Source organism: Gemmatimonadota bacterium, from assembly GCA_016713785.1.
Classification (GTDB): domain Bacteria; phylum Gemmatimonadota; class Gemmatimonadetes; order Gemmatimonadales; family GWC2-71-9; genus JADJOM01.
The window spans coordinates 540,542-566,799 of sequence record JADJOM010000003.1; the positions used below are offsets into that span (position 1 = coordinate 540,542).

Sequence of the window (26,258 nt, forward strand, 5' to 3'; positions counted from 1 at the left end):
CCCCGATGGCCGACGACAAGAAGCTGACCCCCCGCGCGCAGGACTTCAGCGCCTGGTACAACGAAGTGATCATGCGCGCGGAGCTCGCCGACTACAGCCCCGTGCGCGGCTGCATGGTCATCCGGCCCAACGGCTACGCCATCTGGGAACAGATGCAGCGGGCGCTGGACGACATGTTCAAGGAGCACGGCGTCCAGAACGCCTACTTCCCGCTGCTCATCCCGCAGAGCTTCCTGTCCAAGGAGGCGGAGCACGTCGAGGGCTTCGCGCCGGAGCTCGCGGTGGTGACGCACGGGGGCGGCAAGGAGCTGGAGGAGCCGCTGGTCATCCGGCCCACGTCGGAGACCATCATCTACTCGATGTACGCCAAGTGGATCCAGAGCTACCGCGACCTCCCGATGCTCATGAACCAGTGGGCCAACGTGGTCCGCTGGGAGATGCGCACCCGGCTGTTCCTGCGCACGGCGGAGTTCCTGTGGCAGGAGGGGCACACGGCGCACGTCGACGAGGCCGACGCCGAGGCGTTCACCCTCAAGATCCTGGGCACCTACCGGACCTTCGCCGAGGAGTGGATGGCGATGCCGGTGCTCACCGGCCGCAAGACGGACAGCGAGCGGTTCGCGGGGGCCATGCGCACCTACTGCATCGAGGCGCTGATGCAGGACAACAAGGCGCTGCAGGCGGGCACCAGCCACAACCTGGGGCAGAACTTCGCCAAGGCCTTCCAGGTGACCTTCCAGAACGACAAGGGCGCGCTCGACTACGTCTGGAACACCAGCTGGGGCGTCTCCACCCGCCTGGTGGGCGCGCTGGTGATGAGCCACGGCGACGACAACGGCGTCATCACGCCGCCGCGCCTGGCGCAGTACCAGGCGGTGATCGTGCCGATCTACAAGACCGACGAGGAACGGGTGCAGGTGCTCGAGGCCGCGGACCGCACCCTGCGCGAGCTGAAGAGCGGCGGCATCCGGGCCCACCTCGACGCGCGCGACGGGCTCAAGCCCGGCGCCAAGTACTACGAGTGGGAGGGGCGCGGGGTCCCGTTCCGGCTGGAGATCGGTCCCCGCGACGTGGCCGCCGGCAAGGTGATGCTGGCCCGGCGCACTGGCGGGAAGAAGACCCCGTTCGACACGGTGGGGCTGGTGCACACCCTCCGGCTCGAGATGGACAGCATGCAGCAGGAGCTGCTCGAGGCGGCGCGCACCCGGCGGGAGCAGAACAGCATCCGCGGCGTCACCAAGGGCTCGTTCCTCGACTTCCTGGCCCGCGACGGCGGCTTTGCCTATGGCGGCTGGTGCGGCGACGCCGCCTGTGAAGCCGACATCAAGGAGCAGACCAAGGCCACCATCCGCTGCCTCCCCGACGAGGAGTTCCGCTCCCCGACCCGGCCCGACCGCTGCATGTGGTGTGACCGCCCCGCCACCACCGAAGCCGTCTGGGCCCGGGCCTACTGATGGGGGCCGCCCCCGCGTCCTTCCGCCCCGCGCTGTTCGAGGACGCCGGGCTCGAGCGTCGCGGCGCCACGCTGCTGCTCGGCGGGGTCCCGGTCGCGGCGATCGCGGGGGGGGCGGGCACCCCGGTCTACGTCTACAACGCCGGGGTGATCCGGCGGCAGTATCGGCGGCTGGCGGCGGCGCTGGCCCCGGTACCGCACCGGATCTGCTTTGCCGTGAAGGCCAACAGCAACCTGGCCGTGCTGCGGGTGTTCCGCGACCTCGGCGCCGGCGCCGACATCGTCTCCGGGGGGGAGCTGCGCCGGGCGCTCGCGGCGGGATTCCCGGCCGAGCGGGTGGTGTTCAGCGGGGTGGGGAAGTCGCCGACCGAACTCGCGGCGGCGCTGGTCTCCGGGGTGGGCCACATCCACCTCGAGTCGAGCGACGAGCTCGAGAAGCTCGGCGCCATCGCCGAGCGGCTGGGGACCACCACCGCGATCGGCATCCGGGTGAATCCCGACGTCTCGGCCGAGACCCATCCGTACATCGCCACGGGGCAGGGCGGCATCAAGTTCGGGGTGCCGTTCGACCAGGTGGTGCCGCTGGCGCGGGCGGTGCACGCCCACCCGCGGCTGCGGCTCGACAGCATCGCCATGCACATCGGCAGCCAGATCCTGGACCCCGCCCCCTACCGCGAGGGCGTGGGCCGGCTGCTGGGCCTCATCCGGGACATCCAGGCGGCGGGGGTGGACACGCTCCGGCACCTGGACATCGGGGGCGGCCTCGGGATCCGCTACAAGGACGAGGTGCCGCTCGACCCGGCGCGGTTCGCCGAGGCGGTGCTGCCGCTGGCCCGCGAGACGGGGCTCACCCTGGTGGTGGAGCCGGGGCGGTTCCTGGTGGGGAGCGCGGGGCTGCTGCTGACCACGGTGCTCTCGCGCAAGCACTCCGGTGGCAAGGACCTGGTGCTGGTGGATGCCGGCATGAACGACCTGGTCCGGCCCAGCCACTACATGGCGTACCACGACATCGTGGAGCTGGAGGCGGCGGGGCGGCCCGAGTCGGTGGTCGACGTCGTCGGCCCGGTGTGCGAGACCGGGGACTTCCTGGCCCGCGACCGGGTGCTTCCCGGGGTGCGCGCGGGGGAGGGGCTCGCCGTGCTCGGCGCGGGGGCCTATGGCTTCGTGATGTCGTCGACCTACAACGGCCGGCCGCGGCCCGCCGAGGTGCTCGTGGACGAGGGGCGCTGGGGGATCGTGCGCGAACGGGAGTCGATCGAGAGCCTGTTCGCGGGCGAGACCGCCGAGCCCCGCTGGACGTAGCTTGCGGTGCGCGCCCGGTGCGCGGCGCCGGACCTGACCCGGACCCAGGACGTATGAGCAACCATCACGGCGGCATCCTCATCATCGATTTCGGGTCGCAGTACACCCAGCTCATCGCGCGCCGGGTGCGCGAGGCCCACGTCTACTGCGAGATCCACCCGCCCAGCCGGAGCGTGGAGTGGATCCGGGACTGGAAGCCCCGCGGGATCATCCTCTCGGGCGGCCCCAACTCGGTGTATGGCGAGAACGTCCCCACCGCCGAGCCGGCCCTGCTCGACCTCGGCACCCCGGTGCTCGGCCTGTGCTACGGCATGCAGCTCCTGGCCCACCTCTCCGGCGGCAAGGTGCAGCGCGCCGACCGCCGCGAATACGGCCGGGCGATGGTCGAGGTGAAGGGGGGCCGGCTGTTCCGGGGGTTCGGGACCGGCGAGGAGACGCCGGTGTGGATGAGCCACGGCGACCACGTGGACACCGCGCCCGCCGGCTACACGGTCACCGCCAGCAGCAGCAATGCCCCGGTCTCCGCCATGGAGCACCAGACCAAGCCGCTGTACGGCGTGCAGTTCCACCCCGAGGTGGCGCACACGCCGCGGGGCGGCGAGATGCTCAACAACTTCCTCTTCGAGATCTGCGGCTGCACCCCGGACTGGACCCCGGGGCACTTCATCGACGGCGAGGTGGCCCGCATCCGTGAGCTGGTGGGGCGGCAGCGGGTGATCTGCGGGCTCTCCGGCGGGGTGGACAGCTCGGTGGCGGCGGTGCTGGTGCACAAGGCCATCGGCGACCAGCTCACCTGCATCTTCGTGGACCACGGGCTGCTCCGGCTGCACGAGCGGGAGCAGGTGGAGCACACCTTCCGGCGGCACTACGGCATCGACCTGCGGGTGGTGGACGCCAGCGACCGCTTCCTGGCCGACCTGGCGGGGGTCACCGATCCCGAGACCAAGCGCAAGCGGATCGGGCACGCCTTCATCGACATCTTCGAGCAGGAGGCGCGACAGGTCGGCAATGACGTGGGCTTCCTGGTGCAGGGGACGCTCTACCCCGACGTGATCGAGTCGATGTCGCCGCTGGGTGGCCCGTCGGTGACCATCAAGACCCACCACAACGTGGGTGGCCTGCCGGAGAAGCTGCCGTTCGGGCTGATCGAGCCGCTGCGGGAGCTGTTCAAGGACGAGGTGCGGCAGGTGGGCCGGGAGCTGGGGCTGCCGGAGGAGATGGTGGGCCGCCATCCGTTCCCCGGCCCGGGCCTCGCCATCCGGATCCTGGGTGAGGTGAACCGGCACCAGCTCGACGTGCTGCGCAAGGCCGATCACATCTACATCGAGGAGATCCGCGCCGCCGGGCTCTACGACGAGATCTGGCAGGCCTTCGCGGTGCTGCTCCCGATCCGGTCGGTGGGGGTGCAGGGGGATGAGCGGAGCTACGACCAGGTGGTGGGGCTCCGGGCGGTGACCAGCCGGGACGGCATGACCGCCGACTGGTTCCCATTCCCGCCCGACGTGCTGGCCCGGGCATCCAACCGGATCGCCAACGAGGTGGAGGGGGTCAACCGGGTAGTCTACGACGTGAGCTCGAAGCCGCCGGCGACGATCGAGTGGGAGTAGCGTCGGGCTATACGCCCTTTTCGTCGAGGAGGCGGTAGAACTCGTCGGGGCTCGAGAGCCGGGCCAGCCGGCCCGGCACGTCGGGCTCCTTGGCGAAGGTCGCGATCTTGCCGAGGATCGGCAGGTACTGGTTGCTCACCTCGATCGGGGGCGCGACGATCAGGAAGAAGTGGTGCACCGGCTGGTCGTCCACCGAGCGCCAGGCGATGCCACCCGGGGCATGGCCATAGGCCAGCCGGACCCGCCCCACCACCAGCGAGCGTCCGTGCGGGATGGCGATGCCGTGGCCGACGCCGGTGGAGCCAAGCTCCTCGCGTCGGCGCAGGATCTTGAGCAGGGTCTGGCTGGCACGCTCGTCGAGGCCGAGGCGGCCGATCAGCTCGGGCAGCACCGCCTCGCCGGTGGTGGCGGCCAGGGGCAGGGCGATGGCCGCGGGGTCGAAGAATTCGCGAAGGTGCATGGGGACGGTAGCTTAGGCTCCCGCTGGGGCGCTGTCAAAGGGGGCGCCCCCCTTTCCGCGCTGGGAATCCCGCGTACCTTTGGCGGTGAGGCTGGTCCGGCCACCTGCTTCGCCCCCCAGAGGTACATCGACCATGAAAGCGGACCTGATCGACTGGCTGGCCCATACGGGCAGCTGGGCCTGGCATACTGCGGTCGCGCTCCTCGTGCTCATCAACGCCGGTGCCGGTCTGGCCGTCCTGGCCACCCGGAGCCAGTCGCTGGTGGACCGGTGGACGCCCCGCTGGCTCGCGGCCAACGTGGCGGTACTTGGGTTCGGTCTGGGCACCCCGCTCCTGACCTGGGCCCTCCGGCTCGGCCTGGCGGCGCTCCCGACCGTCGGCACCACCCCCACCGTCCCCAAGTAAGCCCGGAACAGCTGCGCTCTTTTCCGGAACGGGGCGGGCCCGTATCTTTGTGCCCGTGAAGCAGTTGCCCTATCTCAGGACCACCACGGTCCCCCTGATCCTCGCCCCGATGGCCGGGGTGAGCGAGGCCCCCTTCCGGCAGATCTGCCGCGGGATGGGGGCGGACGTGGTCATCTCCGAATTCCTGAGCTCCGAGGCGATCCGGCGGCGCATTCACCGGACCCTCGAAGGGGCGGAGTTCGAGGAGTGCGAGCGGCCGATCGGGATCCAGATTTACGGCGCCGATCCCCGCGCCATGGCGGAAGCCACCGCGCTCATCACCGAGCACTACAAGCCCGAGTTCATCGACATCAACTTCGGCTGCCCGGTGAAGAAGGTGGTGCAGCGCAATGGCGGCTCCGGCTGCCTGCGCGACCTGGACCTGGTGGCACAGATCATCCGCGCCTGCGTGGCTGCCACGCACCTGCCGGTCACGGTGAAGACCCGGAGTGGCTGGAACGACCAGCTCCGCGACCCGGTGGGCATCGCGCTCCGGATGCAGGACGCCGGCGCCACGGCCTTCACCCTGCACGCCCGCACCCGGACCCAGATGTTCACCGGCAAGGCCAGCTGGGACGAGATCGCCCGGGTAGTGGAGGCGCTCACGATCCCGGTGATCGGCAACGGCGACATCCAGGCCCCCGAGGACGTGGTGCGGATGGTCGAGCACACCGGCTGTGCGGGGGTGATGGTCGGCCGCGGGGCCTTCGGGAACCCGTGGCTGTTCCGGGACGCGCGGGCGCTGCTGGCGGGCCGGCCGCGGCCGGCGGCGCCCACGGCGGCGGAGCGATTCCAGGTGGCGCTGGCGCATGCGCGCCTGGCCCTCACGCTGCAGGGCGACACCCGCAAGACGGTGATCGAGTTCCGCAAGCACTTCGGCTGGTACACCAAGGGCCTCTACGGCGCCGGCGACCTCCGCGGCCGCCTGTACCAGGTGGAGTCCATGGCGGAGGCCGAGGCGATCTTCCAGGCCTACCTCGCGCCGGCCGCGTCCGTCGCCGGGGTGGCGTGAACCCCGACCAGCTGGAGCGCCTGCTCCGCGAGGTGGCCGGGGGCCGCCTCGACGTGGGCCAGGCGCTGGACCGCCTGCGGCACTTCCCCACCGAAGCGATGGAGTTCGCCCAGCTGGACCATCACCGGCCGCTGCGGCAGGGCCAGCCCGAGGTGATCTTCGCGGCCGGCAAGACGGTGGAGCAGGTCCTGGCGATCGCCGCGCGGCTCGCGGCCGTGGGCGGGGGGGTCCTGGCCACGCGGGTCACGCCTGAACAGGGTGCGGCGCTGGCGGCAGCATTCCCGGCGCTCGAGTGGAATGCCCAGGCGCGCACGGCGTGGCTTCGGGGTCCCGATGCCCCCCCGGCGGGCGGCGGCCGGGTGCTGGTGGTCTCGGCCGGGACGAGCGACCTGCCGGTGGCTGAGGAGGCCGCGGTCACCGCCACGGCGATGGGCCATCCGGTGGACCGGCTGGCGGACGTCGGCGTGGCCGGGATCCACCGCCTGCTCTCCGCGGCGGACCGGCTCCACGAGGCCGCGGTGCTGATCGTCTGCGCCGGGATGGAAGGCGCGCTGCCGAGCGTGGTCGGCGGGCTGGTGGCGCGGCCGGTGATCGCGGTGCCGACCAGCGTGGGCTACGGCGCCTCCTTCGGCGGGGTGGCGGCGCTGCTGGCGATGCTCAACTCCTGCGCCGCCGGGATCACGGTGGTCAACATCGACAACGGCTTCGGCGCGGCGATGGCCGCGCACCGGATCCTCGGCCGCGCCGCGCGCGCGGGGGAAGGGACCTAGTGCTGCGCACCGTGTTCGAGAGCCTCGAGCCGCGGTTCGTGTGGCTCGACCTGGTCGAGCCGACCCGGCAGGACCTCGACGGCATCGCGCTGCGCTACGGGCTCACGCCGACGGCGGTGCAGGACTGCCTGGACCCGGAACACCTGCCCAAGTTCGAGCGGTTCGACGGCACCACGTTCCTGATCCTGCGGGCCCAGGACGAGAAGGCGGAGGCCACCGCCGACACGGTGCAGGGGCTCACCCGGAAGGTGGCGGTGTTCTGGGGCGCGGGGTTCCTGATCACCATCCACCGCAAGGACCAGCCCTACCTCCACGCCGTGATGGAGCAGTGGCGGGGACGGGTCCGGGAGTGGGCCGACGAGCGGGAGCTGGCCTCGCAGCTGCTGGTGGACCTCACCAACGGGGTGGTGTCGAGCTACGAGAACCCCCTGGTCGAGGCCGAGACCCGGGTGGATGGGTTCGAGGCCAAGCTCATGGCGGAGCACGACGTCGCGGCGCTGCTGCGCGACATGTACCACATGAAGCGCCGCCTGGCGCTCACCAAGCGACTGCTGTGGCGCACGCTCAGCATCACGACGCGCCTGCCCGGCGCGGGGGAGCGGGCCAACGCGGGGATCCAGGACCTGCGGGAGAACGCCGAGAGCATGCACTTCTACGCGGAAGAGCTGCTCGAGGACGTGAACAACCTGCTCAACATGCAGCTGGCCCTGGCGGCGCATCGCACCAATGAGGTCATGCAGGTACTGACGGTCTTCTCGGCGTTCTTCCTGCCGCTCACGTTCATCGTCGGGATCTACGGGATGAACTTCGAGCACATGCCGGAGCTGCCCCACAAGTACGGCTACGTGGCGGTGTGGGGCGTGATGCTGCTGGTGAGCCTCGGGATCTGGCGCTGGTTCCACCGACGGGGGTGGTTGTCATGAACGGTGTCGCATGGTGGCTGGGCGGGATGGCCGCGGGGGCCGCCGGGGCACTGATCATCCGCCGGGGGCAGGGCGAGGCGGCCCCGCGGATCGGCGCCGACCCGGTCCTGCTCCCCGACCCGGCGCTGCGCTGGCTGGCCGACGCCCGCGGCGCCCAGGGGCTCTGGGTGGCGCATCCGCCGCGGGAGGGCAGCGACCAGCCGCACTGGGACCGGGTGGTGCCGGGCGGCCGGCTCTCTCCGACCGCCACGGCCGCCGTCGAGGCCAGGCTGGCGGCGCTGCGCGATCGCGCGGCGTCGGGGGCGGAGCGGATCGACGCCGGCGTCCTGCTGTACGCCTCCGCGGGCGGGCTCATCGCCGGGATGCTGCTCCCCGCCGACACGGCGCCCGACGTGCTGCGGCAGGGGGGCGATGACCTGGTGGCGCTGCTGGATGGACTGGGCCGCAAGCCGCTCCTCGACAAGGCGATGTCGGAGGACGACGGGCCGGTCGAATCGCTCGGCAGCATCGGCCTGCGACTGGCCTACCAGCTGGAGCGGATCCTCACCGCGGAGGTGATCGTGGTGGTCGAGATCCAGGGCACGGTGCGGGTGATCGGCACCTCGGGCCGGGCCGACCGCCGCCTGCTCGACACCTTTGCCCAGCCGGGGAGCCCGCTGTTCCAGGTGGCCAGCGGCGAGGTGCCCTCGCTCACCAGCATCGCCGACCCGCTGGGTGGCATCGTGCACGACCGCCGCAGCCACTTCACCCCCGCGATCATCTTCCCGATCCGGCACTTCGACGAGACGGTGGGCGCGGTGGCGTTCTGGACCGACGACAATGGCGAGCCGATCGGCCCGGTGATCGCCGAGGTGCAGGAAGCGCTGCGGAACGCCGGGCCACGGATGGTGCGGGCCCGCAAGCTGGAGGAGATGGGCAACGCCGCCGTCACCGACCCGCTCACGGGGCTCAAGAACCGCCGTGGGCTGGACGAGGCGATGCGCCGGGTGGGGATCAGCCAGGGCACCCTGATCTACGCCGACCTCGACAAGTTCAAGCTGCTCAACGACACCATGGGGCACCACGCCGGCGATGCCGCGCTGGTGCACTTCTCCCGCCTGGTGCACGACGTGATCCGCGGCGGCGACACCGCCGCCCGCATCGGCGGGGAGGAGTTCGCCATCTGGCTGCCGGGGGCCTCCATGGTATACGGGGCCAAGGTGGCGGACCGGATCCGCATCCGGCTCGGCACCACCACCTGGGACTGGCAGGGACGGACCTGGCCGCTCAGTGCGAGCTTCGGCGTGGCCGCGCTGCCGGACACCTCGCGCAGCCTCGAAAACCTCCCCGCCCAGGCCGACGCGGCACTGATGGAAGCCAAGCGGCAGGGCCGCGACCGGGTCGAGACGGCGCGACCGCTGTAGCCCACGCAGCGCACGACCAGCCGCTCCGCCGGCCGGGGACCTTTCCCCAGCCCGCGGAGCGGCTGTCGTTCCCCCGCCGCCCGGCTCACTCCTCCCGCGAGTACTGCCGGGCGAGCTGGGCGTACCGGCTGACCAGCTCCAGGAACTCCGCGCGGTAGCCCTCCGGGTCCTCGCCCAGGGCCAGCTGGGCGCGGGACAGGACACTCTCCACCGAGGCCGTGCCCCGGAACCCCGACCCCCGCAGCAGCAGACCGAACTCCGCCACCGCCGACGCGAAGCGCAGGTTCGCGCTGCCCCGTCGGGCCACCTGCGGGGGAGCGTAGCTCGCCGTCAGCAGCCGGCTGAGGCTCCCCGCCGGGTCCTTGTACCGCAGCTTGGCGGTGACCCACTCCTGTCCCGTCCGACCCAGCTCGGTCAGGCCGGCGTGCTGGTAGCGAAGCTCCTGCGGCTGCTCCACCGCCAGTTCCGGATCGGCCGGGATGATCTCGTACAGGGCGGTGACGCTGTGGCCGGCGCCAAGGTCTCCGGCGTCCTTGCGGTCATCGTCGAAGTCTTCCCGCGCCAGCACCCGGTTCTCGTACCCGACCAGCCGGTAGCCGGCCACCCGGGCGGGGTTGAACTCGAGCTGCAGCTTCACGTCCTTGGCGATGGTGTGCAGGGTGCCGCCGAGTTCGCTGACGAACACCCGGCGGGCCTCCCGCAGGTTGTCGACGTAGGCGTAGTGACCGTTCCCCTGGTCCGCCAGCTGCTCCATCCGGGCGTCCTTGAGGTTGCCGGTGCCGAAGCCGAGCACGGTAAGGAATACGCCGCTTTCCCGCTTCTCCTCGATGAGCCGGACCAGCTCGGCCTCGCTGCTCACGCCCACGTTGAAGTCGCCGTCGGTGGCCAGGATCACCCGGTTGTTGCCGCCACGCTGGAACTGCTCCGTGGCCACCTGGTACGCCAGCTGGATCCCCGCGCCGCCCGCGGTGGAGCCGCCCGCCTCCAGCCGGTCGATCGCCGCCAGGATGGTGCCCTTGGCGCTCCCCGGCGTGGAGGGAAGGACCAGCCCGGCCGCGCCCGCGTAGACCACGATGGCCACCCGGTCGCGCGGGCGGAGCTGCTGCACCAGCAGGCGGAAGGCCTGCTGCACCAGGGGCAGCTTGTCGGGGCTGTCCATCGAGCCCGAGACGTCGAGCAGGAACACCAGGTTGCTGGGCGGCAGCTGGTCCAGGTCCAGGCGGCGGCCCTGCAGGCCCACCAGCAGCAGCCGGTGCGCCTCGTTCCACGGGCAGGCGCCCTGTTCGAGGGTCACCGTGAAGGGATGCCGCCCGGCGGGGGCGGGGTAGTCGTAGGGGAAGTAGTTGACCATCTCCTCGATGCGCACCGCGTCCGGCGGCGGCAGCATGCCCTCGGTGAGGAAGCGGCGGACGTTGGTGTACGAGGCGGCGTCCACGTCGATCGAGAAGGTCGACAGCGGCTCCGCGACGGGGTCGCGGAAGCGGTGCTCCACGATCCGGCTGTATTCCTCGCTGCCCGGGGTGGCAGGGGTGGTGCGCGCCGTCCCCGCGCCGCCCATCCCGATCACGCCGGGCTGGGCGTTGCCGAACTCGGCGGCGGTGCCGCCCGGGGTGACCGATGCCTGCTCGAAGCCGCCGGTCGAGACGTCCACGCCGCCGATGAACTGCCCACCGCGGTGACCGCCCTGCACCGGCACCCCGTCGACGTACGCCGCGGACTCGTCCGCGCGCCCGCTACGGACCGAGATGCCCGGCTGCAGCGCGAGTGCGCCGCTGATGCGCTCGGTCGGCAGGGCGCCCGCGTATTCCCCGGTGATGTTCTGACGGGTGGAGACCGCGTCCCGGGGGATGAGCGCATTCATGGCGCTGACGACCGTGATCTCCTGCAGCTCGATGGGGCTCTGTTCGAGGGTGACGTCCTGGATGGTGGCGCTGTCGGCGGCCACGCGCAGGCCCCTGACGAGCATCGGCCGGTAGCCCACGAAGCAGGCCCGCAGGTCGTAGGTGCCGGGCGCGACGCTGTCGATGCGGTAGCGTCCCGCCGGGTCCGCCACCGCGCCCCGCGCCCCCGGGTCGAGCTGCACCTGCGCCCCGGGGATGGGATCCCCCGCGCCGTCGACCACCGTGCCGGCCACCGTGCCCATCGGGCCGGGCGGGACCACGGGCGCGACCAGCCCGAGCCCGAGCGCCAGGATCCCGGGGAACCACCGACCTGCCTGGAATGCGTGCATGACCGCCTCCTCCCCGCCGGGCTCCGGGCCCGGCGGGCGTTGCCTGACGAACGCCTCGGGGGCGCCGCGCCAGATCAGGTTGTGAGGTAGTGCGGTCTCGGCCAAGACCAGTGGACTGCAGCAGTGGCGACGCGCAAGCGGGTGATGCAGCGCACATGTTGCACGGGGCGACGCCCTGCTTGAATCGGAGGGGACGCGCCACTAGCTTCCGTGCACCCGGGGGCGACTGGCTTCGACGGGTTTGATGAAAGGATCGCTGCGTGCCCAGGTCCAGGTTCCTGGCTAAACCGTCTGGAACGATTCAACTGCCAACACTGAATTGGCGATGGCTGCGTAAGCTGAGCTTCTAGCTCGCTTGTCGCTCCACCTCCGAGGGTAGCCCGCCTGGGGCGATCCGCGGCGGAACGAAAATCCGGGCTGGCGGTCGCCGAAGCCCCGACGGCGATCGCGAGATCTTCGGGGATAGAGCCTGGGAAGGCTGGTGCAGCGCCGGTCCAGGTCGACGCGAGAAGATGCACCTACGCACGTAGGCGCGGTTCTGGAAGCTCACTCGGACGAGGGTTCGATTCCCTCCGCCTCCATCCGGTTCCACCCGATGCACGCATCCCCCCGGGGCCCGCCCCGGGGGGATGCGTGCGTCAGGGCGCCTCCTCCGACGCCAGCCGGCGCACCAGCTCCCGCAGCACCCGCTCATCCGCCTCCCAGTGGTACCGGGTCCGGATCGCCTCGCGACCCGCCGCGGCCATCCGCGCGCGCAGGGCCGGGTCCACGGCCAGCGTGCCGATCGCGCTCGCCAGCGCCTGCGGCGCGGCGTCGGCCGCGAGCAGCCCGCAACCGGCCTCGCGCACCACCCGCGCGAGCGGGGCGGCATCCGAGGTCACCACCGGCAGGCCCGCCGCCATGAAGTCGAACAGCTTGTTGGGGATCGTGGTCTCCATCCATGGGTTGCGCAGGTGGGGGACCAGCCCGATGTCCGCGGCGGCCACGCGCGCGAGCGCGGCCTCGTGCGGCAGCTGGCCCGTGAAGGCCAGCCGCTCCGGTGGAAGTCCCCGCGCGGCCGCCTGCTCCTGGACGAGCGCAAGATCCCGCCCGCCGCCGATGACCGTGAGGCGCACCGGGACGCGCGCGGCATGCAGCAGGGCCGCAGCTTCCACGAGGCGGCCGATGCCCCGCGGGAGCTCGACGATGCCGAGGTAGACCGCCTCGACCGGCTGGCCTGCTGGCCGCGACCCTGGGGGCGTGGCCGAGAGCCGGGAGAGCGGCGGGGTGTTCGAGACCACCGAGACCCGAGCCGGCGGCACGCCCGCCGCCACCAGGCGGTCCCGGGACTCCTCCACCACGACCATCGTATGGCTCATCCGCGGCAGCACCCCACGCTCGATCCCGGCGGCCAGCCGCGGGTTGCGGACCAGGTAGTCCAGCGCCCCGTGCCGGCCGGCGTCCCACGTGGTCTGCAGGAGGGCGGGGTAGTCCTCGGCCATGTCGAAGAGGACGGGGATGCCCAGCGGCGCCGCGACCCGGAGCGCCAGGGGCGCGAGCGGAAGGTCGCGCACGATGAGCAGCCGCGCGCGGCTCTCGCGCAGGACCCGCCGGGTCAGGCCGGCCCAGCGGGGGTTGAAGAAGGCGGGGAACTGCAGCAGCCCGTCGACCCGGGCCGGCAGCCAGGGCAGGGGGGACAGCCGGTGGACCGTCCCCTCGGGCAGTCGCTCGGAGGCCGTGGCCCGGGAACGATTGCGGGCCACGAGGTGCACCTCGTGGCCCGCCGCCGCCAGCGAGCGGCATACCTTCTCGGTCCGAACATCCCATGGGTACTCGGCGTCCCACAGGTAGACGATGGGAGCCGGGGCCGGGGATGTCATGACCGGGACGCGGTGGGTCAGCGTCCCGGAGTCACCGGGATGGTGACCCGGGTCTTCTCCCACTCGAGCAGCAGGTTGACCGCCCCAGCGGCGCCGGGCTCGGCGCGGAAGGTGAGGCTCTCCACCGCGGTGGCGAGGGCCGAGCTCCGGGCCGTGCCGTGCCCGACCTCCTGCGCCTTCACCGCGTCGGTGTACGCCGACTCGTGGCCCCACTGGGTGATGGACCGGTTGGGGATGACCTGCCACTCCGTGGCGCCGGGGACCGTGTAGAGGGAGTACGACCCGGCGGCCAGCGCCACGCCGGCGACGACGATCGGCCCGGTGGTGTGGAGCATCGTGGGCTCATTGGCGCCGGTGCGCCACAGCGTGCCGAAGGGCACGAAGCTGCCGCCGATCATGGTGCGGCCCTTCGCGGCCGGCCTGCTGTAGCAGAGCTTCACCTCGGCGCTGCCGACCTTGAAGGTGAGGGAATCGAGCGGGCTGCCGCGCCGCGCGAGGGGCATCCGTTCGGCGTTCATGACGATGCAGGCGGCCGGGGCGGGCGCGGGGCCGGCCAGGGGCAGCGTGAGCGTGGCGAGCAGGGCAGGGAGCAGCATGGAAACCTCGGTGGTTCTCGTGAGGGAGTGGATCAGCGTTCCGTCAGGCGTTGACGGGCCGCGAGCGCGCCCGCCAGGGCCAGCTCCGGCGCCCCGGCAAGCACGGTGAGATGCCCCATCTTGCGGCCGGGGCGAGGCTCGGTCTTGCCGTAGAGGTGCAGGTGCACGCCGGGATCGGCGAGCGCCCGGTCCCAGCGGGGCGGGCCGCCGGCCCACAGGTCGCCGAGCAGGTTGACCATCGTGGCGGGCCGGAGCAGGCTGGTGTCGCCGAGGGGGAGCCCGGCCACGGCCCGCACCTGCTGCTCGAACTGGTCGGTGGCGCAGGCGTCGAGGGTGTAGTGCCCGCTGTTGTGGGGCCGCGGGGCCATCTCGTTGACCACCAGCCGCCCGCCCCCCACCACGAAGAACTCCACCGCCATGGTGCCCACGTAGTCCATGGCGGTGGCCAGCCGGGCCGCGGCCTCGCGTGCTTCCGCTGCCAGGGCGTCGGGGACCCGGGCCGGCACCACTGAGGTGTCGAGGATCCCCTGCACGTGGCGGTTTTCCGCGACCGGGTAGGTCACGATGCTGCCGTCCGTGCCACGCGCCAGCACCACCGAGATCTCCGCGTCGAGGTCGAGGCGCGCCTCGAGGACGCAGGGCTGGCCCCCGAACCCGCGGAAGGCCGCGACCAGCTCCTCGAGCGTGCCGATGCCGGCCTGGCCCTTCCCGTCGTAGCCCAGGCGCGACGTCTTGAGCAGCGCCGGCGCCTTGATGTGCCGGAACGCCTCGGCGCAGTCGGCCTCGCGCAGGATGGGATGGAACGGCGCGGTGTCGAGGCCGTGGGTCCGCGCGAAGGTCTTCTCGGCCTCGCGGTCCTGGGTCACCTGCACCGCCTCCGGGCCGGGCCGCACCGGGCAGAACTGCCGCAGGAAGGCGAGGCTGTCGGCGGGGACGTTCTCGAACTCGGTGGTGACCGCGCAGGCCAGGCCGCCGAGCTCGCGCAGGGCGGCCTGGTCGGTGTAGGCGGCGTGCAGGTGCCGGGTGGCGATCCGTCCCGCGGGGCTCGCCGGGTCGGGATCGAGGACCGCCACCTCGAAGCCCATCCGCAGGGCGGCCTGGGTGAACATGCGGCCCAGCTGCCCGCCACCGAGAAGGCCGAGCATGGCGCCCGGCTGGATCACCTGGGCTCCGGCAGCGTGAGGCCGAGGACCTTTTCGGTCTGCCGTTCGCGGAAGGCGGCGAGGCGCGCGGCGAGCGCGGGGTCGGTGCCGGCCAGGAGGCCCACCGCGAAGAGCCCGGCGTTCCGGGCACCGGCCTCGCCGATGGCAAAGGTGGCCACGGGGATGCCGCCGGGCATCTGGACGATCGAGAGCAGGGAATCGAGGCCGTTGAGGTGCTTCGACGGCACCGGCACGCCCAGCACGGGGACTGCGGTCTTGGCGGCCAGCATGCCGGGAAGATGGGCCGCGCCGCCGGCGCCGGCGATGATGCAGCGGAGGCCCCGGCCTGCGGCTTCCTCGGCGTAGCGATAGAGCAGGTCCGGGGTGCGGTGCGCGGAGACCACCCGGGCCTCGTGCGGGACCCCGAAATCGAGCAGCTGGCGGGCGGCGTGCTGCATGACCTCCCAGTCCGAGTCGCTGCCCATCACGAGTCCGACCAGCGGTGCACTCATCCCGACCTCAGGGAAACGGGGTTCCGGGGCGTCCGGCCGCGCGGCAGGAATAAATCCCGCCCCGGGGCCCGGGGCAAGCGCGGCGCGCCTTCAGCCCTGGGGGTTCCGGAAGATGAAGTAGACGGCGCCCAGGATGCAGGTCGCCGCGTAGAGGTAGTCGAGCTTGAATGGCTGCTTCATGTACAGGATGGCGAAGGGGACGAACACCGTGAGCGTGATCGCCTCCTGCAGGATCTTGAGCTGACCCAGGTTGAGCGCGGTGTACCCGATCCGGTTGGCGGGCACCTGGAGCAGGTACTCGAAGAGGGCGATGCCCCAGCTCACCAGCGCGGCGACCCACCAGGGCCGGTCGGTCAGGTTGCGCAGGTGGGCATACCAGGCAAAGGTCATGAAGACGTTTGACAGGCTGAGCAGACCGACGGTCCGGAAGAGGACGGCGTTGATGGGAACCTCCGGGGAAAGGGGCGAGACCGCGTGGTCGGGGTCCGTGGGGTGGCCGTGTGCTCACGGGCCCCGGCCGGCGTACCGGTCGGGGCCCGTGCGGTGCTGCCCGCCGTCGGGTGCCGCCAGGCTCAGGCCTGGTCCTGCACCTTGAAGACGAAGGCCGCCAGCGCTCCGCCGACGAACGGGCCGACGAGGTAGAGCCAGACGCTGCTGAACGACCCGCCGCCCATGAGGGCGTGCACGATCGTCGGACCGAGGCCCACGGCCGGGTTGAAGGCGCCGCCGGAGACTCCGCCCCCCGCGAACGCCGCCACGACCACCGTGAAGCCGATGGCCAGACCGTAGAAGGAATTGCCCGTGGTCTTGTCGCTGGTGGCGGCGTTGAGCACCACGAGCGCCAGCGCAAACGTATAGAGGACCTCCACCAGCAGCGCCGCCACGACGGAAGCCGTCGGGGATGGGGCCGGGGCGAACGTCTGCCCCATGATCAGGTAGACCGCGAGGCTCGCCACCACCGCGCCGAGCACCTGCGCCACCATGTACGGGGCCAGTTCGGACGCGGGCAGCTTGCCCCGCAGCATCACCGCGAGCGAGACGGCCGGGTTGTAGTGCCCACCCGAGATGTGCCCGCCCATGTAGACCATGATCATGAGCGAGGCGCCGATGGCGAGCGGCGCCATGGCCGAGCCGGCGAGGACGGTGAGACCGATGGTCAGGACGAGGAACATGGTGCCGAGGAACTCGGTCAGGTACTTGGGCATCGGGAGCCTCGATGGAGGGTGGGGCAAGGGGTCCGGCTCGCCCGGCGGACGAGAGGAGGGGTCGCCGGGCGGCGGGTAATTGGTACCGGGGCCCCCGCTGGCGCAAGGGGCTGCCGCCCGGGGCTCGCTGGCGTCCGGGAGGGCCGGTGGCTAGCTTGGCGGGCTCGGACCTCATCCCCCGGAGCCGACATGGCACAGAAGGGCTTCACCTGGAGCGGGCTGCTGCTCCGGCTGGTGGCGGCGCTCGCCCTGGTCTACGCGACGTACAACCCCGAAGGCGTCTCGTACTTCCACTGGGTGTTCAGCCGCACCCCCGGCGAGAGCGGCATCGGCAGCTACCTGCACGGCTTTACCCCGCTCAAGGGGCTCGCCGGGGTGCTGCTGATCGCCGCCTGGGTGGTGTTCCTGCAGGCGGCCCGGCGGTCGCTCGGCGTGGGGGGCGCGGTGCTGGTGCTCGCCCTCTTCGCGTGCACCATCTGGGCGATGATCTACTACGGCGCCATCTCCCCGACCAGCAGCCGCGCGATCGCCCACCTGATCCTGGTGGCGGTGAGCCTGGTGCTCGCCATCGGCATGTCGTGGTCCCATATCAGCCGCAAGATGAGCGGCCAGCTCGACACCGATACCGTCGGCTAGCGCGCCCCGCGCTTCTGGTAGGTCCCCATCAGCTCCGCCTGGGCCAGCACGTGCCCGGCCATGGCCTGGTCCACGCGGGCCCGGGCCGGGCGCCCCAGGTCCGGCAGCACGCAATCCAGCGCATACAACCGGAAGTAGTAGCGGTGCCGGCCGATCGGCGGGCAGGGCCCGCCCCAGCCGGTTCGCCGGAAGTCGGTGACGCCCTCGAGGGTCCCCGGCGGCAGCGCCGCCGGCGCCACGGCCTCGGGCAGCCCCGCGGTGTCCGCCGGGAGGTTGTACAGCACCCAGTGCACCCAGGTCATGCGCGGCGCCGCCGGGTCCGGGGCGTCGGGATCGTCCACGATCAGCACCAGGCTGCGGGTCCCGGGGGGCGCCCCGGCCCAGGCCAGCGCGGGCGAACGGTCCGCGCCCTCGCAGGTATGCGCCGCAGGGATAGCGCCGCCCGCCGGAAACGCCGGGGAGGTGAGCTGCAGGCTGGTCATCGCGTCCCGGGATGGTGGCGCGCGTGGTCGGGGTCCATCGCCGGCGCCGACTCGCTGCCCGGCGCGCGATGGTCGCTGCGCTGGAACGCCAGGAACTCCCGCACCGCCGCGAGGGCCGCGGCGTCGGTGGTGGTGATCCGCACCTCGCCGCCTCCCGGCCGTTCCTGCATCGCGTAGCGGATCCGCTCGCGCCGCGCCGCCATGACCTCGGTGCCCGGGACGGTCAAGGCGTGCACCCGCGCGGGATCGGAGAAATCCCCGGCGGCGAACCGCTCCGCGATGTGCGCCAGGTGCTGCCGGATCATCGCCGCGCCGGCGGTGTCGCCGGCATCCACCATCACGTAGAGGATCCTCCCCCCATCGGGCAGGTCCTCGAAGACGTGCCGCGAGGTGGCCTGGCTGACCCCCATCACCACCGCGCCGCGGGCCTGGACCCCGGCGAAGGCGGCGTCCGTCGATGGCGGGGGCTGGTGGCCCGCGCAGGCCGCGAGGAGCAGGAGGATGGGGCAGGGACGGGGCATCAGGTCCTCCCTAGGAGGGAACCTCGGGGCGGCGGCCAAACAGGATCCGGCCCGTGGTCCGGAAGCCGAAGACCAGGAGCGCCGCCATGGCCGCGAGGCACACCAGCGGCAGCAGGACGGCGAGCACCGCGGTGGCGGTCGCCCCGATCAGCTCCACCGTCGCGATGACCGGATTGGCCACCCCGCCGGTGAGCGCGGTGGACTTGAGCCGGAACAGCACGGACGTGCCCTGGATGAGCCCCGCGGCACCGCCGCCCCCGATGATCGCCACCGCCCACTTGAGCGCCGGCGGCAGGTCCGTCACCACCGAGGCCGCGGCCACCACGCCCGCGAGCATGGCGGCCGGCGTGGCCACGGTGTCGAGCGCGTGGTCCAGCCAGGGCACGTAGTAGGCGCCCACTTCGAGCACCGTGGCGCTGGCGAAGGCGATGAGCGCCGGCAGGCTCCCCACCCAGTCGAAGCCCGCCGCCAGGGGCAGCTGCCCGTACCGCGCCGCCAGGCTCGCGACCAGCAGCGGCACGAAGATGCGGAACCCGCAGGCGGCGGCGAGCCCGAGCCCCGCGGCCAGGCTCACCACCGCCTCGAGCACCGGGGAGACGGCCACCGGGCTCAGGCCGATCCCCGCCCGCGCAGGTGCCCGATCTTCTCGTTCAGCTGCTGCAGGATGACCTGGATCTCGACGTGCTCGGGATGCAGCCCCTTGGGGCCCTCGGCCTCGAGGTCGCCCGCGATCTGCCGCAGGATGTCGATGCCCCGCCGCAGCCGGAACCGCGCGATGAAGCCCGGATAGTTGCTGGACCGCGAGGCCGACAGCACCGCCCAGACGCTGGTGCGGACGTTGTCGACCGCCGCCTTGAGGTCCTCGAGGCCCTCCGGCGTCCCGACGCTGCGGGCCAGCTGCGCGTCGACGGTGGTCAGCTGGGCGCGCAACTGGGCGATCTGTTCTTCCAGGCCTGCCTGACTCATCACGAGCTCCACACGATAGGGGGGACCGGCCGGGACGCGATGCTACAGCGTCTTGCGGACCCGGTCGAAGCCTTCACGCACTTCGGCGGCGAGCTTCTTCGCGGCCTCGCCGATGTCGTCCATCGCGTCGCGGGCCTCGGTGCCGGCCGAGTCGGCCCGGAACCGCAGCTCCGCGAGCTTCGCGTCCAGCTTCTGCAGCTCGTCGCGGCCCTCGGCCTTGGCGAGATGGATCCGCAGCTTCAGCTCGTCCCGCTCCTGCTCGAGGTCGGTCACGACCTTGTTCCACCGCTCACGCCAGCCTGACATGGATCCTCCGTGGTCCGGCCGGCCGGATGGCCAGCCTGCCCCAAAGTTACATCACTCCGGGGCCAGGTCGTAGGACATGATCACCCCTGGCGTGCCCCGGGCGGCGCGGCGCTCCACCACGCGCCAGCCCCGGGCCGCGTACCACCCCTCCGCCTCGGTGGTGTAGAGGTAGAGCCTCGCGGCCCCGAGCCCCCGCGCGTCGGCGAGTGCCTGGTGGACCAGCGCCGTCCCGATCCCCGCGCCCCGGCGATCGGGGACCACGAACACGCTGGCCAGCCAGGGTGTGAACGCGGGGAAGTCCGGCATGTCCTCGTCGAGCAGGCTGGCCGAGCCGACCAGTCGCTCCCGTTCAAAGGCGATGAGCGTACTCGGAATGGTGCCGCGACGCTGCTGCGAGGCCAGTTCGGCCTCGGCGAGTGCCAGGGGCCAGTCGCGGATGATCGGGGCCCACTCGGCGTGATGCCAGGCCGCGAGCAGGGGGACGGCCTCGGGGTGGTCGGCGAGGGAGGCGAACCGGAGCACAGTCACGGCGCCGGGAGCGCCGCGAGCAGTCCGCTTCCGACGGGCACCACGGTGCCGGCCACGCGGACCTCCAGCGCATCGTGCCGCGCATCGATGGTCACCCAGAGGTCGCTCGGTCGTCCGGCGCGGGCGCCCTGCAGGATCCGCTGACGCTCGCCGGCCGCCGCGAGGCCGTGCCGCACCAGGTAGGCCCCGGCCGGCCCGGCGGCGCTGCCGGTGGCCGGATCCTCCACGATGCCATCGTTGAGCCAGGTGCGCCCCTCCCGGCGTGCCGGATCGAGGAGGTAGACGAACTTGGCACCCACGGTGGCGAGGAGTGCCTCGAACTCCGGATGCCGGATGCGGGCCGCGCCGAGATCGCCCGCGACCGGCACAATGAGGTACGGCAGCCCGGTCGAGACCGTCTGCAGCGGCAGGGCCGGGTGCCGGAGCGCGGGCGCCATCCCGAGCGCGTCGTGGAACGGCGCGGCCGCGGCGGGGCTGAGCGGTGGCCGGAAGGTCGCGATCCCCTGGCGCATTTCGGCGGACAGGCCGGCCGCGGCGTGCCGCGTGGTGACCGGCACCGTCCGCCCGGTGAGCTCGAGCTGCCACTCCGCCGCCGCCTCGCCGTCCGCCGTCTCCTCGTGCAGCACCGCGGCGGCGCCGAGGGACGGATGCCCGGCGAAGGGCAGCTCCTCCTCCGGGGTGAAGATCCGCGCCCGGACCCGGCGCGGGTCCGGGGTGCGCTCGAGGAAGATCGACTCCACCTGGCGGAGCTCGGCCGCGATCGCCTGCATCTGCGGCGCGGTGAGGCCGGCCGCCTCGGGGAAGACGGCGAGGCCGTTCCCGGCGTAGGCCCGGTCGGTGAAGACATCCACCAGGCGAAACCGGAGGCCGGGGCGCGCGGCGAGCGCCTCCAGCCGGGCGAGCGCGGCGCCGGCGGCCGCCTCCGGCACGAAGAGGTGGTCGTGCGCGATGCCCGCGGCCACGTTGCAGGGGATGCCGTGCTCCGTGAGCGCGGCGCTCACCCGCGCCATGAAGCCGACGGCCTCGAGATCGGAGTGCACCGTGAGGATGATCCGCCGCGCGGCGAACACCACCGGCCAGCCCAGCCGGGCGGCGTCGGCCGCCGCGACGACCGCCGTCAGCCCCTCCACCTCCCGCACGGTGGCCACGGGCTCCACCCCATCCGGGAGGCGGCCCTCCGGCACGCGACAGAACGCCCAGGGGGTCGGGTCGAGGACGGGCGCCATGCCGGCGAGCAGGCGCGACAGGTCACGGGTCGGGTGGGGATCCGGGGCGGGCACGGAAGACTCGCGTGAGGAGGCGGGCTAGGGCAGGCTGCAGGCGACGCGTTGGTACTCGTAGCTGATCACCCGCTGCCGGTCCCGGACGGCCCCGCTCACCACGGCCAGCAGGGCGTCGGGGCCGCGCCGGACGTAGCGGATCAGCTGGGGAAAGTCGTGGGTCAGGTTCTCGAAGGTGACGGCGCTGTCCGACTGCGCCCCGGCCAGGAACGTGGCCGGCAGCTGCCCCGACGGGCTGGCCTCGTACAGGAGGCCGTTGGCGCCGGGGCGGATGACCATGACCTCGTAGCTGAGCAGCGAGTCGCCGGCGTGGGCGCGGCTGACGCCGAGCAGGGCGCCACCGGCCTGGGGAAACCAGATCTCGTCGATGATGCGATCGGGGTCCGTCATGCGCCAGCAGCCGGTGAGCCACAGCGGCAGGTCCGGGGCCGGCGCCTGGGCGGCGAGGGGCGCCGCCAGCAGCAGCACCAGCGCCACCAGCAGCGGCGCGCCCCTCGCGCACCGGTCAGCGCGTGTCGTAGAGGTAGCTGTTGAGCTGTTCAATGGTGAGGGCCTGTTCCGAGACCTGGTAGGCCAGCAGGTCGCCGATCGTGATCATCCCGGAGAGGCCACCCGGGCCCTCCACCGGCAGGTGGCGGATCCGGCGCTCGGTCATGAGCGCGGCGCAATCCTCCACCGGCGCCTCGTGCTGGGTGGTGATCACCGCCGGCGAGAGCACGGCGCGGACCGGCGTGGCGGCCGGATTGCGCTCGACGGCCACGACCCTCCGCATGATGTCCCGCTCGGTGAAGATGCCCATCAGGGCGCCCGCTTCCACCACCACCACGGCGCCGATGCCACGCTCATTCATGAGGCGGGCGGCGTCGAGGACGGATGTGTCGGGCGTGACGGTGACGACGGTGGAACCCTTCCGTGCCAGGATTTCGCGAACGGTAGCCATGGCGCCTCCTCGGGCGAGGACGGGGGTAGGCCACAATAGCCCCCGGGACGGGAACGCGCCAGCGTGGCCGGATTACAGCCGCAGGGCGAAGACCAGGTCCCGCTGCGGGTCGTTTCCCACCATGAAGGTCATGGTGCCCACCTCCGCGAAGCCCTGCTTCCGGTAGAACGCGATCGCGTGGGTCGCGCGCTCCCAGGTGTTGAGCCAGAGGGTGGCGACGCCGCGGTCCCGCGCGTCGGCGGCGATGGCCGAGAGCAACGGCCGGCCCACCCCGCGTCCGGTCCACGCCTGCTCCAGGTACAGCCGGCGGAGGAATCGCACCGGGCCCGGGTCCAGCGGCACCGGCGCCTCCCGCGGCAGGCTCTGGGCGTACCCGACCGCTAGCCCATCCACCTCCGCCAGGAGGGTGGTCCACTCCGCCTGGGCCAGGTCTGCGGCCTGGCGCTCCGGGCTGAACTCCGTGGCCAGGAACGCCGCCAGGTCCGCCGGGTCGTTCTGGGCCCCGAAGGCGTCGCGGAAGGTGCGGGCGCCGAGCCCGGCGAGCAGCGCCGCGTCGCGAGGCGTGGCGGGACGGATCCGCAGGGTCATGGCGCGCCCCCCCGCGGGACCACGGTGGTGCCCCAGCCGTCGTAGGCTCCCCCGCGTGCCTCGGTGAGGGCGGTGAACTCCTGCCGGAGGGCCTGCAGCGCGGCCAGTGACGGGACCAGCTGCCGGGTGGCCAGGCAGAGCCAGTCGGGATCCTCGGGTTCGCGCTCGACACGCGCCGCGAAGCCCCGGGCCCGGAGGGCCGCGGCGGCCGCATGGGCCGCGGCCTCCTCCGGGAAGTACAGGAAGAACTCCATCTCGTGCGGCTGGCCGAGATCGGAGCCGGCGCGCGCGAGTTCCTCGAGGGGAGCCGCATCCGGGTCCGCGGCGTGGCGCGCCACCACGCCCGCGTGCCCGCGGGCGTAGAGGTAGAGTCCGAGCAGCCCCAGCACCAGCAGGAGGGAGAGGGACACCGGTCACCCCATCGGAGGCAGGAGCCGGCGGGCCAGCCCGTCGAAGGCCGCCCCGACGCTGGCGCCGGTGCGCGCGCTGGTGGTCAGCACGGACCAGCGACCGGCCAGCTCGGCCACCCGGCCGGCGGGGAGCGCCCAGCGGTCGCTGAGGTCGTGCTTGTTGAGCAGCAGGGCGAACGGCAGGTGGGGCAGCCGGTCCGCGACCAGCGCCTGCAGCGCCACCGCGGCGTCGAGCGTCTCGGGACGGGTGCCATCGGCCACCAGCAGGTATCCCGCGGCACCCCGCAGGTAGCGCATCCGCAGGCTCCGGTGGTCGGTTTCGCCCTCGATGTCCCAGACCATGAGGTTCACGGTATCCACCCCGAGGGTCACGGCCCGCCGGTCGATCTTGACCCCGATGGTGCTCAGGTACGCGTCGCTGAAGATGCCCTCGACGTACCGCCGCACCAGGCTGGTCTTGCCAACCCCCGCCGCGCCAAGCAGGCAGACCTTCCGTTCCCAGGTGGTCATCGGGCGCGCCCCGGGTCCCACTGGTAGCGCGCCAATGAGACCCGCCCCGCTTCCGTCACCGTGATGCCCTCGGCCAGCAGGCGCAGCCGCTGTTCGATGCCGCCGGCCTCCGGCGGGAGGCTGATGCGCCCACCGGCGTTGATCACCCGGTGCCAGGGAACCACGGACCCGGACGGGAGGGCATGCAGCGCATACCCGACCTGGCGCGCCCCGCGGGGCAGGCCGGCCAGGCGGGCCACCTGGCCGTACGTGGCCACCTGGCCGCGTGGCACCCGGCGGACCACCCGCGCGATCCGCGCGAAGCTGGAGCCAGGTTTCCCCGCCGACGTCACGGCCCGGCCCGCTCGGCCACCCGCCGGAGGTGGTGGGCCGTGTGCAGCACGGTGAAGGCGAGCATCTCGCGCACGGTGAGTGGCCCGAGGAGCGGGTGCGGCAGCCGCTGGCGGTCGAGCGCTCCCTCGGGCCAGCGCCCGGCGGCCTGCTGCAGCTCCACCGTGGCCCGGGCCCAGCTGGCCATGATCTCGCGCCGGCGGGACACGGGGTCGGCGGGCAGCGGCTCGCGCGAGGGCGCGAAGCGCCCCGCCTGTCCGCCCGCGGCAAGCGCAGCCTCGTAGTCGTCCCGGAGGCGCGCCAGGCCGCGGGAGCTCCCGCCGCCCCGCCCGAACCGGAGGGCCAGGATCCAGCGCGGCAGCCGCAGGCCAAGCGTGAGCGGCGTGGCCGACTTGACCAGGTGGCGCACATGCTCCGCCGGCGACCAGGCCGCACCCTGGGGCGCGAAGAACCGCTCGTCAGGCATGGTGGCCAGGTAGGAGGTGCCGGCGGCAAGCAGGGTGCCGAGGGCCTGGGCCAGCTCGGCACCGGCCCGTGGCAGACCGGTCTCGAAGGCGGGACGCATGCGGCAACTTATCCCCGGGCGGGGAGGGGGGCCAGCGTCCGCCTCAGCCGTCGAGCCCGAGCTCGTAGACCAGGAAGACATCGTCCCGCACGTAGCCGAGCGATTCGTACAGCGCGCGCGCGGCGAGGTTGTTGCGCCCGGTCTGCAGGAACAGCCCGCGGGCGCCGGTCTCCCGGGCGTGGGCGGTGGCGCGTTCCATCAGGGCCCGGGCCACGCCGCGGCGGCGGCCCGCCGCCTGCACGAAGAGGTCATTCAGCAGCCAGAGCCGGCCCGGCCGGGGGCCGGTGGAGGTGAACACCGGGAAGAGGTGCACGAACCCCAGGACCGACTCGCCGTCCGCGGCGAGGAAAAGCACGGTGTCCGCCAGGCGGAGCCGCTCCTCGAGGAACGCCCGGGAGAGCTCCGGATCGGCGGGTTGCCGGTAGAACTGGCGATACCCGTCGAAGAGCCCGGCCAGGGCATCGAGGTCAGCGAGGGTGGCGCGGCGGATCTCCATGGACGGGCTTCCGGGTCAGGGACGGTGGCCGAGGCGGCCCCGCAGCGGCCAGCGCACGGGACGCGGTGCGGCCGCCAGGGGCCAGTGGGGGGCGAGCGCGTCGGCCAGCGGCACGAGCGGGTCGGTGCCCCGCGCCTCACGATAGCGGGCCACCGCCGACCAGGTCCCGACATAGTCGACGAGGGCGCCGGCCGTCCACTCGCAGTGCATGGCCATCACGGGGAACGGCTGCTCGGGGAACGGAAACGGCAACTCGCGGTACCCCGTCTCCACCTGCCGGCGTTCGGGCGGCCACCACGGCCCGACGACCTCACGGTAGAACCAGTCCACCACCGCGTCCACCTCGGGCGTCACCCGCGGCAGGTCATAACACCAGAGCGCCAGGGCGCCGCCGGGACGGAGCACGCGCGCGGCGGCGGCGTAGAACGCGGGCAGGTCGAACCAGTGGGCCGCCTGGGCCACCGTAACCAGGTCCACGGTGGCCGGCGGCAGGTCGATCGCGCCCGCCGCCGCCACGTGGTACTCCACCCGCGGGTGGACCGCCGCCGCCGCGACCTGCGCGGGGCTCGCGTCGGTGGCCACCACCCGCGCGAACGGCCGCGCGAGCCCCACCGCGGCCTGGCCGCTGCCCGTGCCGGCGTCCCAGGCGAGCGCCCGCCCCGGGGCGGCGGCTGCGAGGGCGTCGAACAACTCGGACGGATACCCCGGGCGGGCCCGGGCATACGCCGGGGCGTGTCCGGAGAAGTGATCGGCGAAGGCCATGGACCCGCGTCCCTCCCGG

The 26,258-nt window shown here is 72.8% G+C and carries 33 protein-coding genes and 1 other RNA gene; 10 read left to right on the plus strand and 24 right to left on the minus strand.

The window, feature by feature from the left end; genetic code table 11:
- Window positions 1-5 precede the first annotated feature (5 nt).
- From IPJ95_10070 to guaA, 3 genes are read left to right on the plus strand one after another with little or no spacing between them, the layout of a single operon-like run.
- The gene (locus IPJ95_10070; protein MBK7923957.1) at window positions 6-1,454 is read left to right on the plus strand and encodes a proline--tRNA ligase; all 1,449 of its coding nucleotides are present in this window, start codon (window positions 6-8) and stop codon (window positions 1,452-1,454) included.
- Window positions 1,454-2,755, plus strand: coding sequence for a diaminopimelate decarboxylase (lysA, locus tag IPJ95_10075; GenBank protein MBK7923958.1), 1,302 nt, complete (start codon window positions 1,454-1,456; stop codon window positions 2,753-2,755). The genes IPJ95_10070 and lysA overlap by 1 nt, the downstream gene beginning before the upstream one ends.
- 53 nt (window positions 2,756-2,808) lie before the next feature.
- Window positions 2,809-4,362: a glutamine-hydrolyzing GMP synthase gene (guaA, locus tag IPJ95_10080; protein MBK7923959.1), complete on the plus strand. Its 1,554-nt coding sequence runs from the start codon at window positions 2,809-2,811 to the stop codon at window positions 4,360-4,362.
- Window positions 4,363-4,369: 7 nt separating this feature from the next.
- Here the strand turns inward: guaA and IPJ95_10085 are convergent, their stop codons facing one another.
- The gene (locus tag IPJ95_10085) at window positions 4,370-4,822 is read right to left on the minus strand and encodes a PTS sugar transporter subunit IIA (GenBank protein MBK7923960.1); all 453 of its coding nucleotides are present in this window, start codon (window positions 4,820-4,822) and stop codon (window positions 4,370-4,372) included.
- A 133-nt stretch (window positions 4,823-4,955) separates the two neighbouring features.
- On the opposite strand from IPJ95_10085, the gene IPJ95_10090 reads away from it, so the two are divergent.
- From IPJ95_10090 to IPJ95_10110, 5 genes are read left to right on the plus strand one after another with little or no spacing between them, the layout of a single operon-like run.
- On the plus strand, window positions 4,956-5,228 hold the full coding sequence (locus IPJ95_10090; GenBank protein ID MBK7923961.1) for a hypothetical protein: 273 nt from the start codon (window positions 4,956-4,958) through the stop codon (window positions 5,226-5,228).
- A 55-nt stretch (window positions 5,229-5,283) separates the two neighbouring features.
- Window positions 5,284-6,279 carry a tRNA dihydrouridine synthase DusB gene (dusB, locus tag IPJ95_10095; protein MBK7923962.1) on the plus strand — a complete coding sequence of 332 codons (996 nt, stop codon included), beginning with the start codon at window positions 5,284-5,286 and terminating at the stop codon, window positions 6,277-6,279.
- Complete coding sequence (larB, locus tag IPJ95_10100) at window positions 6,276-7,049, plus strand: nickel pincer cofactor biosynthesis protein LarB (GenBank protein MBK7923963.1); 774 nt, start codon at window positions 6,276-6,278, stop codon at window positions 7,047-7,049. Before dusB ends, larB begins: the two co-directional genes overlap by 4 nt.
- Window positions 7,049-7,972 carry a hypothetical protein gene (locus IPJ95_10105; protein ID MBK7923964.1) on the plus strand — a complete coding sequence of 308 codons (924 nt, stop codon included), beginning with the start codon at window positions 7,049-7,051 and terminating at the stop codon, window positions 7,970-7,972. The genes larB and IPJ95_10105 overlap by 1 nt, the downstream gene beginning before the upstream one ends.
- The gene (locus IPJ95_10110) at window positions 7,969-9,375 is read left to right on the plus strand and encodes a GGDEF domain-containing protein (protein ID MBK7923965.1); all 1,407 of its coding nucleotides are present in this window, start codon (window positions 7,969-7,971) and stop codon (window positions 9,373-9,375) included. Before IPJ95_10105 ends, IPJ95_10110 begins: the two co-directional genes overlap by 4 nt.
- A gap of 85 nt (window positions 9,376-9,460) precedes the next feature.
- On the opposite strand, the gene IPJ95_10115 is transcribed toward IPJ95_10110, so the two are convergent.
- Window positions 9,461-11,605 carry a von Willebrand factor type A domain-containing protein gene (locus IPJ95_10115; protein MBK7923966.1) on the minus strand — a complete coding sequence of 715 codons (2,145 nt, stop codon included), beginning with the start codon at window positions 11,603-11,605 and terminating at the stop codon, window positions 9,461-9,463.
- A 218-nt stretch (window positions 11,606-11,823) separates the two neighbouring features.
- On the opposite strand from IPJ95_10115, the gene ssrA reads away from it, so the two are divergent.
- Window positions 11,824-12,189: a transfer-messenger RNA gene (gene ssrA / locus IPJ95_10120) on the plus strand.
- Between the two features lie 54 nt (window positions 12,190-12,243).
- On the opposite strand, the gene IPJ95_10125 is transcribed toward ssrA, so the two are convergent.
- The 6 genes from IPJ95_10125 to IPJ95_10150 form a co-directional block, all read right to left on the minus strand.
- Window positions 12,244-13,464, minus strand: a complete 1,221-nt coding sequence (locus IPJ95_10125) for a glycosyltransferase family 4 protein (GenBank protein MBK7923967.1) — start codon at window positions 13,462-13,464, stop codon at window positions 12,244-12,246.
- A gap of 17 nt (window positions 13,465-13,481) precedes the next feature.
- The gene (locus tag IPJ95_10130) at window positions 13,482-14,060 is read right to left on the minus strand and encodes a DUF2911 domain-containing protein (GenBank protein ID MBK7923968.1); all 579 of its coding nucleotides are present in this window, start codon (window positions 14,058-14,060) and stop codon (window positions 13,482-13,484) included.
- A 32-nt stretch (window positions 14,061-14,092) separates the two neighbouring features.
- The gene (locus IPJ95_10135; GenBank protein ID MBK7923969.1) at window positions 14,093-15,223 is read right to left on the minus strand and encodes a 5-(carboxyamino)imidazole ribonucleotide synthase; all 1,131 of its coding nucleotides are present in this window, start codon (window positions 15,221-15,223) and stop codon (window positions 14,093-14,095) included.
- A complete protein-coding gene (purE, locus tag IPJ95_10140) occupies window positions 15,220-15,714 on the minus strand; it encodes a 5-(carboxyamino)imidazole ribonucleotide mutase (protein ID MBK7923970.1) in 495 nt (164 codons plus the stop codon). Before purE ends, IPJ95_10135 begins: the two co-directional genes overlap by 4 nt.
- A 90-nt stretch (window positions 15,715-15,804) precedes the next feature.
- Window positions 15,805-16,158, minus strand: coding sequence for a DMT family protein (locus tag IPJ95_10145; protein MBK7923971.1), 354 nt, complete (start codon window positions 16,156-16,158; stop codon window positions 15,805-15,807).
- 128 nt (window positions 16,159-16,286) lie between these two features.
- Window positions 16,287-16,919: an aquaporin family protein gene (locus IPJ95_10150; GenBank protein MBK7923972.1), complete on the minus strand. Its 633-nt coding sequence runs from the start codon at window positions 16,917-16,919 to the stop codon at window positions 16,287-16,289.
- A 189-nt stretch (window positions 16,920-17,108) separates the two neighbouring features.
- Here IPJ95_10150 and IPJ95_10155 point away from each other — a divergent pair, with 189 nt between their 5' ends.
- Entirely contained in the window at window positions 17,109-17,555 is a 447-nt protein-coding gene (locus IPJ95_10155) for a hypothetical protein (GenBank protein MBK7923973.1), read from the plus strand.
- Here the strand turns inward: IPJ95_10155 and IPJ95_10160 are convergent.
- From IPJ95_10160 to IPJ95_10235, 16 genes are all read right to left on the minus strand, one after another.
- Window positions 17,552-18,037, minus strand: a complete 486-nt coding sequence (locus IPJ95_10160; GenBank protein MBK7923974.1) for a YbhB/YbcL family Raf kinase inhibitor-like protein — start codon at window positions 18,035-18,037, stop codon at window positions 17,552-17,554. The two genes, IPJ95_10155 and IPJ95_10160, sit on opposite strands and share 4 nt — an antisense overlap.
- Complete coding sequence (locus IPJ95_10165) at window positions 18,034-18,558, minus strand: hypothetical protein (protein ID MBK7923975.1); 525 nt, start codon at window positions 18,556-18,558, stop codon at window positions 18,034-18,036. The genes IPJ95_10160 and IPJ95_10165 overlap by 4 nt, the downstream gene beginning before the upstream one ends.
- Window positions 18,559-18,568: 10 nt before the next feature.
- Window positions 18,569-19,162, minus strand: a complete 594-nt coding sequence (locus IPJ95_10170) for a DUF4126 domain-containing protein (GenBank protein ID MBK7923976.1) — start codon at window positions 19,160-19,162, stop codon at window positions 18,569-18,571.
- 5 nt (window positions 19,163-19,167) lie between these two features.
- Entirely contained in the window at window positions 19,168-19,524 is a 357-nt protein-coding gene (locus IPJ95_10175; protein ID MBK7923977.1) for a hypothetical protein, read from the minus strand.
- 42 nt (window positions 19,525-19,566) lie between these two features.
- Window positions 19,567-19,830 (minus strand): hypothetical protein, encoded by a 264-nt coding sequence (locus IPJ95_10180; GenBank protein ID MBK7923978.1) that lies wholly within the window; start codon window positions 19,828-19,830, stop codon window positions 19,567-19,569.
- A gap of 51 nt (window positions 19,831-19,881) precedes the next feature.
- Entirely contained in the window at window positions 19,882-20,358 is a 477-nt protein-coding gene (locus tag IPJ95_10185; protein MBK7923979.1) for a GNAT family N-acetyltransferase, read from the minus strand.
- Window positions 20,355-21,638 (minus strand): PhzF family phenazine biosynthesis isomerase, encoded by a 1,284-nt coding sequence (locus IPJ95_10190; protein ID MBK7923980.1) that lies wholly within the window; start codon window positions 21,636-21,638, stop codon window positions 20,355-20,357. Before IPJ95_10190 ends, IPJ95_10185 begins: the two co-directional genes overlap by 4 nt.
- 24 nt (window positions 21,639-21,662) lie before the next feature.
- Window positions 21,663-22,106: a hypothetical protein gene (locus IPJ95_10195; protein MBK7923981.1), complete on the minus strand. Its 444-nt coding sequence runs from the start codon at window positions 22,104-22,106 to the stop codon at window positions 21,663-21,665.
- A 37-nt stretch (window positions 22,107-22,143) separates the two neighbouring features.
- Complete coding sequence (locus IPJ95_10200) at window positions 22,144-22,578, minus strand: CBS domain-containing protein (GenBank protein ID MBK7923982.1); 435 nt, start codon at window positions 22,576-22,578, stop codon at window positions 22,144-22,146.
- Window positions 22,579-22,650: 72 nt separating this feature from the next.
- Window positions 22,651-23,160, minus strand: a complete 510-nt coding sequence (locus tag IPJ95_10205; protein ID MBK7923983.1) for a GNAT family N-acetyltransferase — start codon at window positions 23,158-23,160, stop codon at window positions 22,651-22,653.
- 2 nt (window positions 23,161-23,162) lie between these two features.
- Window positions 23,163-23,576 carry a ribonuclease E inhibitor RraB gene (locus tag IPJ95_10210; GenBank protein ID MBK7923984.1) on the minus strand — a complete coding sequence of 138 codons (414 nt, stop codon included), beginning with the start codon at window positions 23,574-23,576 and terminating at the stop codon, window positions 23,163-23,165.
- A 3-nt stretch (window positions 23,577-23,579) separates the two neighbouring features.
- Window positions 23,580-24,086 carry a GTP-binding protein gene (locus IPJ95_10215; GenBank protein ID MBK7923985.1) on the minus strand — a complete coding sequence of 169 codons (507 nt, stop codon included), beginning with the start codon at window positions 24,084-24,086 and terminating at the stop codon, window positions 23,580-23,582.
- Window positions 24,083-24,418, minus strand: coding sequence for an MGMT family protein (locus tag IPJ95_10220; GenBank protein ID MBK7923986.1), 336 nt, complete (start codon window positions 24,416-24,418; stop codon window positions 24,083-24,085). The genes IPJ95_10215 and IPJ95_10220 overlap by 4 nt, the downstream gene beginning before the upstream one ends.
- Window positions 24,415-24,981, minus strand: a complete 567-nt coding sequence (locus tag IPJ95_10225; protein MBK7923987.1) for a DinB family protein — start codon at window positions 24,979-24,981, stop codon at window positions 24,415-24,417. Before IPJ95_10225 ends, IPJ95_10220 begins: the two co-directional genes overlap by 4 nt.
- Before the next feature lie 43 nt (window positions 24,982-25,024).
- Window positions 25,025-25,477 (minus strand): GNAT family N-acetyltransferase, encoded by a 453-nt coding sequence (locus tag IPJ95_10230; GenBank protein ID MBK7923988.1) that lies wholly within the window; start codon window positions 25,475-25,477, stop codon window positions 25,025-25,027.
- Window positions 25,478-25,492: 15 nt separating this feature from the next.
- Window positions 25,493-26,239 carry a class I SAM-dependent methyltransferase gene (locus IPJ95_10235; protein MBK7923989.1) on the minus strand — a complete coding sequence of 249 codons (747 nt, stop codon included), beginning with the start codon at window positions 26,237-26,239 and terminating at the stop codon, window positions 25,493-25,495.
- Between the last annotated feature and the right edge of the window lie 19 nt (window positions 26,240-26,258).